Raw genomic sequence first — 12180 nt, 5'->3', positions numbered from 1 at the left:
CCCTCACCCCTACCCCTCACCCCCATGCGGGAGAGGGGACTAGCTCTCCTTAATTTTTCTTTTACTGATTCATCGTCGGCTTCGGCAGCGGGAGCCTGATCGCCAGCTGTTGCTTTGGCTTTGGCTTTGGCTTTGGCTTTGGCTGTTGCTTTGGCTGCTGCTGTGGCCTTTGATCCAGCTTCTGCCTTGACTGTCCCCTCTCCCGCATGCGGGAGAGGGGTAGGGGTGAGGGCAGCTCTTGCTTCAGCTGTTGCTCTTGCCTTCGCTGCCAGTCGTCGAAGCAGCTACAGCCCCCTTGCCCTTCAGCCAATCAGCCCTCTGCAACAGCCGCATGCTCGACCGGCGGCAAGCCGCGCGCACGCCGCACCAGCCGTGCAGTGCCGGTACGCAGATCATCCAGCAACGCATAGATGGTCGGCAGGAACAGCAGGCTGACCACCGTCGAGAACGCCAACCCACCGGCAATCGCGCGCGCCATCGGATAGTACGGCGGCATGCCATCGGCCGTGGTCGTGTTCAAGGCAATCGGCACCATCGCCAGGATTGCCGTACCCATCGTCATCATGATTGGCCGCAGTCGCTCGCGGCTGCCTTCGATCAATGCATCGGTACGCGACACCCCGCGCCGACGCAGGTTGTTGATGTGCTCGATCATTACGATGCCGTTGTTTACCACCACACCCATCAGCACCAGGATGCCGATCACCGCCATGATGTTCATCTCGGTGCCGGTCAGCCAGAACAGCCAGTACACGCCATAGATGGAGAACAGCACGCAGGACATGATCGCCGCCGGGAACAACAGCGACTCGAACACCGCCGCCATGATCACCACCATCAGGATCAGAGCGATGAAAATCGCACTGATCATCTGGTCCATGCCGTCGAAGTTGATGTTGAAGCCGGCACCATTGAACGTATAGCCATAGCCCGGCGGGAACTGCACCCGGTCCAGGGTCTCCTCGACGGACTTGCGCGCCTGGTCCATCGGCACGTCCTTGGCCAAACCGGCCTCGATACGCAGCATGGTCTGCCGGTTCAAGCGCTGGATGGAGTTGGCCGCCGGATTGACGTTGACGTCCACCATCGCCAGCAGCGGGATCTCCTTGCCACTGGAGCTGCGCACCATGAACGAAGACAAGTCCTCGATGCTGTAGTTCTCCGAGCCCGAGAAGCGCACATTGACCGGGATCTCGACGTCATCACGGTGGAAGTCACGCAGCGATGAGCCACGCAGCGCCATGCCCACGAATTGCGCCACCTGCTGGGCACTGAAACCATACGACGCTGCGCGCTCGCGGTTGACCCGCACCGCCAGCTCGGCATTGGCATCACCCACGTCCACGCGCACATCGCGCAACTTGGGATTGCGCGCCAGGATCGGCACGATGTCGTCGGCCAACTCACGCAAGGTCTGGCTTGAATCACCGACCAGACTGAAACGCAGGCCCTGCCCTTCGCTGCCCATGCCACCCGGCCAGCCGATACCGATCTTGGCACGCGCAGACTGCGGCAGCCCCTTGCGCACTTCTTCCTCGATCTTCTTGCTCTGCTCGCGGTCGTCGACGGTCAGGTACAGGCGCGTCTGCGCCCAGCCCTGCTCGGCGAAGCGGCTGTACACGCGCTTGATCTTGAACTCATCGCGGTTGGCGTTGACGAAGTCCTCGACCCGCTGCACTTCCTTGCCCATCTCTTCCTTGGAATAGGAGCCCTTCCATTGGTAGAAGATGTTGATCTCATCCGGGTCATTGTCATCGCCACCACCGGTGGTATGGGTCATCGGCCACACGCTGAGCACCGACACCAGCACGATACCGGCCACGCTCCAGCCACGGTTCTGCAGGGTCCAGCGCAATATCCGCGCATAACGCTCCTGCAGACGGCTGATGAATGGTGACTTCAAGGCCGGCGGCGTTTTCATCCGTGCCGACAGCATGGGGATCAGGCTCACCGCCACCAGCCACGAGGCCAGCAACGAGAACGAGATGGTCAGCGCCAGCTGGGTCAGGTAGATGGTGATGATGTTCTTCTCGCCGAACATCATCGGCAGGAACACCACGCAGTGGCACAAGGTGCCGGCCGATAGCGCGATCGCCACATGGCGGGTACCGATGATGGATGCCATCTCCGGTTTGCCGGGGTATTTCTCGCGCTCCTGGTAGATGCTTTCCACCACCACCACGGCGTTGTCCACCAGCATGCCCACCGCCAGCAACAAGCCCATCATCGAGATGATGTTCAGGCTGATGCCGGTGAAGTACATGAAGCCCAAGGTCATGATGAAACAGATCGGGATCGCCATCGACACCATCAGCGTCGATGGCCAATGGCGCAGGAAGGCGTACAGCACGATCACCGACAGCAGCAGACCGATCGCACCGGCCTCAGCCAGGGCCAGCAGCGAACTGGTGACCGCCTTGCCGGAGTCCCACGCAATCTCGATGTCGACGCCGCGCAACGCCGGATCCTCACCCAACAGCGCGACTTCCTTGGTCACAGCGCGCGACAGGTCCACCAGGTTCGCCGAGCGCTCCTTGTAGATGTCCACGCCCACGCTGGGCTTGCCTTCCATGCGCCGCACATAGCTCATGCGCTGCGGTTGCAGGCTGACTTCGGCGATGTCCGACAGGCGGGTACCGCGGTTGTTGACCGGCAGGTCGCGCAGCTCCTGCACTTCCAGCAGCTCCCCCCTGGGTTGCACGCGCAGGCGGCGGCCGTCCTCGGTGATCTGTCCGGCCGATACCGCGAAGTTGGCCGCCTGCAGCTTCTGCACCAGATCATTCAGGGCCACGCCGTGCGCACTGATGCGGTCCTTGTCCAGCGCGATCAGCACTTCCTGCTTGGCAACGCCTTCCACTTCAACACGGGCCACGCCGGGCAGACGCTCCAGGCGCTGCTTGATGGCACGCTCGATCATGTCAGCGCGCGCGGTCAGGTCCTCGGCACTGTTCAGGCGCAGGCTGATCGCTTCCTGATCACTGGTACTCCAGCGCTGCACGTAGTAACGACGGAAGTCATCCGGCAACTCATCGCGTACCGCATCGATACGCTCACGCGCTTCGGATGCGGCCATGGCGATGTCGCGGTTCCAATCGCTGAACTCGACCTGGATCTGGCCGCCCTCGGCATTGGCGCGCGAGTTCATCGTCTTGATGCCGGGCATCGTGGCGATGGCCTCTTCAACCGGCCGCAGCAGGTTGCGCTCCACTTCTTCCGGGGTCGACCCCGGGTACGGCAGTGCAATGAAGAAGAACGGAATCGATGCTTCCGGCTCCGACTCCAGCGGCAGTTTGAACGCAGCAATCAGGCCGATCACCACCATCGACACGAACAGCATGATGGTGGTGACGGGGCGGCGGATGGACAGCTCGGTGATATTCATCCGCTCAGTCCTTGATGCCGCCGATGGGGTCCTGCTCATGGCTCAGCACCTGCTCGGCCTGGGCCATCGCCTGACGCGCACGACGACCACGCTCGGCGTAGTACTCGTCCGGCTTGCGATCCAGCAGGTCGTACACCACCGGGATCACCAGCAGGGTCAGCAGGGTCGAGACCAGCAGGCCACCGATCACCGTGATCGCCATCGGCGAGCGCACTTCAGCACCTTCACCGAAGGCCAGGGCCAGCGGCAGGAAGCCGAACACCGCGCACAGCGTGGTCATCATGATCGGACGCAGACGCGAACGTGCGCCTTCCACCAAGGCCTCACGCTTGGCCACGCCTTCCTCGCGCAGCTGGTTGACTTTGTCGATCAGGATGATGGCGTTCTTCACCACCAGACCGACCAATAGGATCAAGCCGATGAACACCACCACCGAGACCGGTGAGCGCGCCAGCAGCAGGGCTGCAACCGCACCAACCAGCGCCAGCGGGATGGTGAACAGGATGACGAAAGGATGCAGCAGCGATTCGAACTGCGATGCCATCACCAGATAGACCAGGAACACCGCCAATGCGAAGGCGAACAGCAGCGAGCGGATCGACTCACCCAGTTCCTGGCCCTGGCCACCGATATGCATGCCAACATCGGTGCCCAACGGATTTTTGGCGACCATGCTCTGCACTTCGGTGATGGCCTTGCCCAGGTCGATATCGCGCAGGTTGGCCGAAACAATCGCCACGCGGCGCTGGTTGGCGCGGTGGATTTCGCTCGGGCCGGTGGTGGCGATGACGTCGGCCACCGAGCCCAGCTCGATCGCCTTGGCGCCGGTTGGGTTGACGATCAGGCGACGGATGTCGTTGACCGAGGAACGCTCAGATTCCTGCACACGCACCAGCACGTCGATCTTGCGATCACGGAAGCTGTAGCGGGTAGCGACATTGCCCTTGACCTTGTTGACCACCGCATCAGCGATCTGCCGCGTGGTCAGGCCGAGTGCCGCGGCGCGGTCCTGGTCGAACACCACCTGGATTTCCGGGAAGCCCTGCTCCACCGTCGACTTGACGTCGGCATAGTGCGGGTTCTCGCGCAGCATGCCAGCCAGGCGATTGCCAGCGACGCGGATATCTTCGAGATTATTGCCCTCGATTTCGATTTCCAGCGGCGGCGACAGCGCGAACAGTTCCGGGCGGGCGAAATCCACCTGCGCTGACGGCCAGGCCTTCATGGTCTCGCGCAGTTTTTCGGTCAGTGCCGGCTCCAGCTTGGTGTCATCCATCACCACCGACAGCTTGCCGATGTTCTCGCCGCTCTCGGTCGGGCTGGCATCCAGTCGCGTACCGGTACCGGAGACGCCATACAGCAGGCGCACGCCTTCTTCGCCGGCATGCTTGCGCTGCACTTCGCGCACCAATGCATCGGTCTGCGCCAGTGGCGTGCCCGGCGGCAGCTTGGCGGTCATCTCGAAGCGGTCCTGGGCCAGCTGCGGCAGCAGGTCCACACCCAGCAGCGGCAGTGCAGCCAAAGTCAGACCGAACGCCAACGTCGCAAAGCCCAGCACGGGCCACGGACGCTTCAATGCCGCCGGCAGCGCGCGCAGGTAACCCGCTTCCGCGCGGCCATACGGCGCCATCGCCAGATCACTGGCCTTGCGCATCACCGGGCCGGCCACCGCGGCAATGCCACGGAAGATCCGCACCACACTCCAGGCGAGGAAATAGAAGCCGTAGCGGAACATCGCGCCGATACCACGGCCTGCGTAGGCAGCCGGCTTCTTCCAGCGGCTCTGCGGACGCCACGGTTCGCGCGGGTCTTCGGCCGGGAACTCCAACGGCGGACGGCCCTTCAGCGCGCTCAGCATCGGGATCAGGGTCATCGACACCACCAGCGACACCGCGATGGCGATCGACACGGTCAAGGCCTGGTCACGGAACAACTGGCCTGCGATGCCTTCGACGAATACCAGCGGCAGGAACACCGCGATGGTGGTCAGGGTCGAGGCAACCACTGCCATGAACACTTCACGGGTGCCCTTGATCGCCGCTTCCAGGATGCCCATGCCGCGCTCGCGCGCCTTGGCGATGGATTCCAGCACCACGATCGAGTCATCCACCACCAGACCGGTGGCCAGCGCCAGGCCGCCCAGCGACATCACGTTCAAGCTCAGGCCGAGCTGGCCCATGAAGAAGAACGTGGCGATGATCGAGATCGGCAGCGACAGCGAGATCACGAAGGTGCTCCAGCCATCGCGCAGGAACAGGAAGATGATCAGCACCGACAGCAGGCCGCCGATCACCGCATCGATCTTGACGTCCTTGATGGCGTGGCGGATGAAGACCGACTGGTCCTCCACCATCGTCATCTCGATGTCCTTGGGCATTTCCTTGCGGATGGTTTCGAGCCGGGCTTCCAGCGCATCGGCGGTGGAAACGGTATTGGCGTCGCCTTCCTTGTAGACAGCGAGTTCGACTGCTTCATGGCCGGCAGCGCGGATCACCGCTTCGCGCTCCTTGTAGCCCTGGCGCACTTCGGCCACGTCCTTCAAGCGCACGCTGGGTGCGCTGCTGCTGCCATCACTGCGCATCGCCGCGATCACGTTGGGATCGCTGCTGCCGAGGATGGCCGACATCAGCTGGCGGTTCTCACCGGTCGAGCTGGCGGTGCTGGAGCCACTGGCCGTGGTCAGCAGCATCTCGCGCATCTGTTCGACCGTGGCGAACTGGTTGACGGTTCGCACCAGGTAACGCTGCGAGCCTTCTTCCAGGCGACCGCCGGACAGGTTCACGTTCTCCTGCTGCAGACGCTGGATCACCGTGTCCAGCGACAGACCGAGCGCGGCCAGCTTGCGCTGGTCGATATCAACCTGGATCTCGTCTTCCAGACCGCCGCCAACCTTGACCGCGGCCACACCACTGACGGGCTCGAGCTTGCGTTTGAGGTCTTCATCGGCATAACGACGCAGCTCCATCAGGCGGCGCACGGCATCGGCGTCGTTGCCGGCCTCCTGCTTGGACGACAACGCCAGCCGCATGATCGGCTGGGTGGAAGGATTGAAGCGCAGCAACACCGGCGGCTTGGCCTCCAGCGGCAACTGCAGCGTCTCCGTCTTGTCGCGCACGTCGAGCCCGGCCTGCTGCATGTCCGTGCCCCAGGCGAACTCCAGCACCACGTCGCTTTGACCAGTGCGCGAGATCGACTTGAGCTTGCGCAGGCCCTTGACGATGCCCAGCGCTTCTTCGGCCGGCTGCGAAATCAGGGTTTCCACCTCGGCCGGTGCCGCACCTTCGTAATCGGTACGCACGGTCAGGGTGGGATAGCTCAGGTCCGGCAGCAGTTCGACCTTCAGGCTGGACAGCGAGATCAGGCCAAACAACACCAGGGTCAGCGTCATCATCGCGATGGTGACGCGGCGGCGGGTGGCGAACTCGATCAGATCGAAGCCACCGCCGGAAGCCGACGGTCCGTGGTCACTCATTGTTTGGTCGCCTGTGCGGCTGCCGGCGCCTTGGCCGCCGCTGCGACCGCCTTCTCCTTGCCGATCACCTGCACCGCACTGCCTTCGCGCAGTGCCGCCTTGCCGGCGATGACGACTTCATCACCCTGCTTCAGACCGTTGCGCACCTCGATGAAGCCGGCATCGTCATAACCCAGGGCCAACTCGGTGCGCACAGCCTTGCCGTCACGCACCACATAGACTGCCGGCTTGCCGCCGTCTTCCAGCAACGCGGTACGCGGCACTACCAACGCATCGGCGCGCTGGTCGTAGTTGATGCTCAAGCGGCCGAACATGCCGGCCTGCAATGCGTCTTCGCCGGTGAACGTAGTCACCACGCGGAAGGTGCCGGTGCCGTTGTCGACCACCGGCGCAACGCGATCCACCGTGCCGGTGAACGGCTTGCCCGGCAGCGCATCGACCTGCAGCGACACCGCCTGACCCGGCTTGAGCTTGGCGATCTCGCGCTCGGGCACATTGAGGGTTGCTTCCAGCTGGCCGCTGTCGACGATGCGGATGATCGGCGAGTTGATCTGCACGAAGTTGCCCGGCTTGATGTCACGCGAGGCGACCACGCCGCTGATCGGCGCGACCACCGTCGTGTAGGACAACTCCAGCGTTGCCATCCGGTACATCGCCCGCGCGTTCTCCAGGTCATAGCGCAGCTGGTCCACATCGGCCGCGCTGACCAGCTGCTGCTGCACCAGCTTTTCGGCGCGGTGATAGCTGTTCTCGAGCTTGCGCATCTGCGCCTCGCTCTGCGCCACGCTCAGTCGGGCGCGGTCCGGGTCCAGCCTTACCAGCGGTTGCCCGGCGCGCACCTGCTGGCCTTCCTCAACCAGTACCGCCAGCGCCACGCCGGAGGTCTTGGCGACCACCTGCGATTCGGCGCGCGGCTCCAGCGCCGCTGTGCCGGTATAGCTGGCGGCAATGGCACGGCGCTCGGCCTTGGCCACTTCCACCGGCACGGCATCACTGGCCTTCTGCTCATCCGGCGTCTTGGCCTTGGCTTCCTCGCCACCGGCTTTGCAACCGCCAAGCAACAGGGAAGTGGTGATCAGGAGTGCAGCAGCGCAGCTTCCGGTGCGGGCGTGCAGAGTGAAAAGTCGCGACATCGTCTTGTCCCTGGGGATGCGTAGGCAGGTGTTGTAGCAAAGTATTGCACCACCCCACACCCACACCATGCCCCGAAAGTCATGGGTACCTGTCCCTTATGCTTCCGCCTACCGCATTGCAGCATCCAAGCGCCTGTTCCGAACGGGTAAATACGCGGGCTATACTCGGCCCGTTCCGTATCCCACGGCGGAACCCCAGACCCGCTTACCGGATAAGGAAACCATGCGCTCGCAGCCGCTCGCCGCTTGTTTCGCTCTGGCTTTTGCCCTGACCTTCGGGGCCGCCCAAGCTGATCCGCAGTCTGCTCCACCCGCCGTCGCCCCCGCCGCTACTGCCCCCGCCGCCACACCGGCGCCGGCAAGCACTGGCAATGCTGCTACCGGCCGGACCCTGGCCTATACCTGCCAGGGCTGCCACGGCATCACCGGCTACAAGAACGCCTACCCCAGCTACCGCGTGCCGAAGATCGGTGGGCAGTCGCCGCAATACCTGACCCAGGCGCTGACCGAGTACCGCGAAGGCAAGCGCAAGCATCCGACGATGCAGGCGCAATCCATGAGTTTCAGCCCGCAGGACATTGCTGATCTCTCCGCCTACCTGTCCACCCTCAAATAAGCGCCGACCATGACGAAAGCCACGCACGCACTGCGTTTGTACATCGCCCTGTTCGCCGCCATGGGTCTGACTGCCTGTACGCAGTCGGAGGTCGAGTCCAGCAGCAAATCCGCCGCCGACCCCGGCCATGCCAGCGGTGAACACAGCTCCAGCTCCTCAGCAGGCTTGCCCACTGGGCGCATCGCCGCCGGTGAGCACCTGGCCTCTGCAAAGGGCAAGGCCACCGGGCAGAGCTGCATCGACTGCCACGGCGCCGACGGCAACAACCCGATCGACCCGACCTATCCCAAACTCGGCGGCCAGTACGGCGACTACCTCGCCCACGCGCTGCAGGCCTACCGTGCCAGCACCCGCGACCACATGCTGATGACGCCGCAGGCGCAGAACCTGAGCGATCAGGACATCGCCGATCTGGCCGCCTACTTCGGCTCGCGCCCCAGCCAGTTGCGCGACCTGCACGGCGTGGACTGAGGATAGCCATCGCAGCACCGCACCGAAACAACAAAGCCGCCCTTGGGCGGCTTTGTTCATATGCAATGCTCTCGAGGCTGTTTGTGGGAGCGGCGTAAGCCGCGAAGCTGGCATTGTTGGAGCACCACTCATTTGCGCCATCTGAAGCGCCATCTGCTTCGCGGCTGACGCCACTCCCCAAACGGACACCTGACCACGCATGCCACTTTATCGATGCTTGATCTGCGGCGAAAACTTCCCGGGCGCCCTTCTTGGCAAGCACTCGCCCATTGGCTTCTATGCAACCCGCTTCGTGGAGGCAGCAAACAGAGACGATGCGGAAGCACTAGCCCTGAACCAACTCCGGAACGAAGATGTGTTGAACACTCCTGCCAAACTCCGCAGCGAAGACGCCCGGGTTTTCTTCGAGGAAATCACGGAGATCAGTGCGGACAGCGAACGCCTGCCCAACTCCGGTTTCACCTTCTTTGTCATGGGCAGCTGAGTTCCCGAAGACCAATGCAGCAGACACCGCTTGTGGGAGCGGTGTAAGCCGCGAAGCTGGCATTGCCGAAACCTCAGGCATATGCGACACCTGATTCGGCATGAGCTTCGCGGCTTACGCCGCTCCTACCAGAACCAATGCGGCATGCGACGCACCACAGAACACTCAACGACTGCCGTTGTCTTCCTGCAACTCTTTCTTGAACGGTATATCCGGCGGCGGCCTTGCTTCTGCCGGCTGCTCCTGCATGTTCGGGTTGGTCAGGCCGCAACCGCCACCGAACTGCAGCATCGATACCACGCAGGAAATCTTGCTCTTTGAGCCGGGGATCGGAATCTCCACGCTCTTGATGCCCCTGCGCACCCACTCGGCCAACAGGGATTCGTTCGGCGCCCAGTATTTGTCGAACGAAGTTGGTGTGTAGTCGTACGGCGGGCGCTTGAGCCAGGTGCCGGATTCGGCGATGCGCTCGCGGCTCCAGGTGTCGGCGTCACCGCCCGGCGCGCCACGCTTGGCCGCGTCCTGCGCCTGCCCCTCGTTGCCGCCCAGCTTTACGCTGCCGTCTGCATTGAACAGCCCCGTGCCCTTGTCAGCCTGACCGCCAGCGCTACCGGCTACCTGGCGCTGCGCTGCACCCCAATCATCGCCACGATTTGGTGCAGCCCAACCACCGCTGCGATCCTGCGGCTTGGGGCCTGCACCTGCACTGGTTCCAGCACGCGGACTCGGATTGGCAACCGCCTGCCCGCCAGTGCGCGACGGGCTGGTCGATGCACTTGCTGCCGTTGTACCGGTTGATGCCTGCGTCGCTGCATTTGGACTCGTCGCCGCCTGAGCGGCAGGCTTGTCTGGCACACCGGGTACCGTGCGCTCACGCACCGCCATCGTCGGCGTCTTCACTTGCACCTGCGCAGCACGCGATGGCAACGCCGCCATCGCCACCGATTCCTGCGTTGCGGTTTCAATCTGACGTTCACGCACGCCAAACTCAGGCGCGCGAATCTGCACCTGCGTTTCGCGCACACGCGGCTGCGTCACCGCTATCGGTTGCTGCGTGGCGACTTCGATCTGACGTTCACGCACCTGCACCTGGGGCGAGCGCAGCTGCACCGCAACGTCCGCAGGCTGGCGTAACGCCTGCGTCGCTTGCGGACGATCAACCGCGGTTTCGACCGTGCGTTCGCGCACCTGGGCTTGGCTGCTGCGCAACGCAGGCGCCGTCACAGTCGCGGGAGGCACCACGAACTCGCTGGTCGGCCGGTTCGTCTCCGGCACCTGCAGCGGCTGCTCGCTTGCGGTTGGTGGCTCCGGCACTGGCTTGGATGCGTCAATCTGCATCCATTCAGGCTCGAATGCTGACTCAGCAGACTCCGCGCTGGCCTGCGAAGCACTCGCAGCCGGTGCTTCAACTGATTCCTGCGCCACAGGTGCCGATGGCTCAGCGGAAGCTGCTCCAGACTGCGCAGCTACGGCTGCCTGCGCACCCGCCACCTCAGCAGCCTGCGGGGCACCGCCGCCCTCTTCGTCCGGCGTACCGCGCCCGACATACTCCACCTGCACGCGCTCGCCTTCTTCGGCATCCTGTTCCGGCACATTGCTGCGCACCAGCGCCACCCACAGCAACAGCAGCGCGAACAGCACATGCAGGCCGGCACTGAAGAAACCCGCGAACCAGCGCAGGCCACGCTGATCGCGCGGCGGCGCTTCGCCACCATTCCAGAACAGCAACACGATGTGTTGCCACAACGGCAACGGCGCAGCTGCAGCCTCGCGTGGTCGCGGCGGTCGAGCTGCCATGGCTCCCGCAGCATCGGCATCGACAAACGCGGACAGCCCCTTGGACACACGCGTGCGCAGCCAGTTGCTCCAGCTGTATGGCATGCCGGTGCGGCGATCATGAAGGATGCTGGTCTGCCGGCGCGAGGCCAGCAGATTGATCAGCTCGGTAACCGATGTCACCGGCATGCGTGGTAGCGGCTCAGCCCGCGCCGTCGCGCGGAATATACGGCGCCTGACTGGTTTCGTGGTCGGTGGCGTCACGCACGGCGGTGATGCCCGGCACCCGGCCCATCAAGGTCTTCTCGATCCCCTGTTTCAAGGTCACATCGGCCATGCCACAACCATGGCAGCCACCGCCGAAGCGCAGCAACACCACGCCGTCGGCCGACACTTCCTGCACGGCCACGCGGCCGCCATGCGAAGCCAGCTGCGGATTGATTTCGTTCTCGATCACCCAACGCACACGCTCAACGATGGACGCTGCATCACCGGGGGCTTCGCCCTTGATCTTGGGGGCCTTGATCGTCAGCTGCTGGGTACCGGCAGCCTGGGTGACGAAGTCGATCTCGGCGCCGTCCAACCACGCCACGCTGGTCGCAGCGATATACAAGGTGAAGCCATCGCAATCCACCGCCCACTCGTCACCGAGCAGGTCAGCCGGCTCGGCAAATTCAAGGCGCGCGTCTGCGCTCGGGGTTCCCGGGTCCATCGCGCTCAGGCGCACGCCCATCCCGGGCACGGCCTCGCGTTCGATCAACTTGCGGAAATGTGTTTGGGCGGTATCTGAGATCTGGATCATGCGGGTATTCTAGCCGTGTCTTGGTTGCCACCGTTGGGACAGTG

At 63.8% G+C, this 12180-nt stretch carries 8 protein-coding genes; 3 read left to right on the top strand and 5 right to left on the bottom strand.

The annotated features are described in order from the left end of the window. Positions 1-310: 310 nt before the first annotated feature. The 3 genes from ACVOMF_RS12875 to ACVOMF_RS12865 are packed head-to-tail and all read right to left on the bottom strand — an operon-like array spanning position 311 to position 7987. Positions 311-3382: an efflux RND transporter permease subunit gene (locus ACVOMF_RS12875; RefSeq protein WP_481509652.1), complete on the bottom strand. Its 3072-nt coding sequence runs from the start codon at positions 3380-3382 to the stop codon at positions 311-313. A gap of 4 nt (positions 3383-3386) precedes the next feature. Then, positions 3387-6854, bottom strand: a complete 3468-nt coding sequence (locus ACVOMF_RS12870; RefSeq protein ID WP_481509651.1) for an efflux RND transporter permease subunit — start codon at positions 6852-6854, stop codon at positions 3387-3389. Further along, positions 6851-7987: an efflux RND transporter periplasmic adaptor subunit gene (locus tag ACVOMF_RS12865; protein WP_481509650.1), complete on the bottom strand. Its 1137-nt coding sequence runs from the start codon at positions 7985-7987 to the stop codon at positions 6851-6853. The genes ACVOMF_RS12870 and ACVOMF_RS12865 overlap by 4 nt, the downstream gene beginning before the upstream one ends. Positions 7988-8210: 223 nt before the next feature. On the opposite strand from ACVOMF_RS12865, the gene ACVOMF_RS12860 reads away from it, so the two are divergent. From ACVOMF_RS12860 to ACVOMF_RS12850, 3 genes are all read left to right on the top strand, one after another. Then, positions 8211-8603, top strand: coding sequence for a c-type cytochrome (locus ACVOMF_RS12860; protein ID WP_481509649.1), 393 nt, complete (start codon positions 8211-8213; stop codon positions 8601-8603). Between the two features lie 9 nt (positions 8604-8612). Next, positions 8613-9074 carry a c-type cytochrome gene (locus ACVOMF_RS12855; protein ID WP_481509648.1) on the top strand — a complete coding sequence of 154 codons (462 nt, stop codon included), beginning with the start codon at positions 8613-8615 and terminating at the stop codon, positions 9072-9074. A 199-nt stretch (positions 9075-9273) separates the two neighbouring features. Next, positions 9274-9558 (top strand): hypothetical protein, encoded by a 285-nt coding sequence (locus tag ACVOMF_RS12850; protein WP_481509647.1) that lies wholly within the window; start codon positions 9274-9276, stop codon positions 9556-9558. Positions 9559-9723: 165 nt separating this feature from the next. On the opposite strand, the gene ACVOMF_RS12845 is transcribed toward ACVOMF_RS12850, so the two are convergent. After that, positions 9724-11523, bottom strand: coding sequence for a DNA polymerase III subunit gamma/tau domain-containing protein (locus ACVOMF_RS12845; RefSeq protein ID WP_481509646.1), 1800 nt, complete (start codon positions 11521-11523; stop codon positions 9724-9726). Between the two features lie 13 nt (positions 11524-11536). Beyond that, positions 11537-12136, bottom strand: a complete 600-nt coding sequence (locus ACVOMF_RS12840; RefSeq protein ID WP_481509645.1) for an NfuA family Fe-S biogenesis protein — start codon at positions 12134-12136, stop codon at positions 11537-11539. Between the last annotated feature and the right edge of the window lie 44 nt (positions 12137-12180).

This window comes from Stenotrophomonas sp. STEN022, from assembly GCF_056760155.1.
This window is presented reverse-complemented; position numbering and strand designations above follow the sequence as displayed.

What these genes read in the sequence shown, in the direction of transcription:
- ACVOMF_RS12875 (WP_481509652.1), bottom strand. Translation starts at nt 3,382, where the DNA reads ATGAATATCACCGAGCTGTCCATCCGCCGCCCCGTCACCACCATCATG.
- ACVOMF_RS12870 (WP_481509651.1), bottom strand. Translation starts at nt 6,854, where the DNA reads ATGAGTGACCACGGACCGTCGGCTTCCGGCGGTGGCTTCGATCTGATC.
- ACVOMF_RS12865 (WP_481509650.1), bottom strand. Translation starts at nt 7,987, where the DNA reads ATGTCGCGACTTTTCACTCTGCACGCCCGCACCGGAAGCTGCGCTGCT.
- ACVOMF_RS12860 (WP_481509649.1), top strand. Translation starts at nt 8,211, where the DNA reads ATGCGCTCGCAGCCGCTCGCCGCTTGTTTCGCTCTGGCTTTTGCCCTG.
- ACVOMF_RS12855 (WP_481509648.1), top strand. Translation starts at nt 8,613, where the DNA reads ATGACGAAAGCCACGCACGCACTGCGTTTGTACATCGCCCTGTTCGCC.
- ACVOMF_RS12850 (WP_481509647.1), top strand. Translation starts at nt 9,274, where the DNA reads ATGCCACTTTATCGATGCTTGATCTGCGGCGAAAACTTCCCGGGCGCC.
- ACVOMF_RS12845 (WP_481509646.1), bottom strand. Translation starts at nt 11,523, where the DNA reads ATGCCGGTGACATCGGTTACCGAGCTGATCAATCTGCTGGCCTCGCGC.
- ACVOMF_RS12840 (WP_481509645.1), bottom strand. Translation starts at nt 12,136, where the DNA reads ATGATCCAGATCTCAGATACCGCCCAAACACATTTCCGCAAGTTGATC.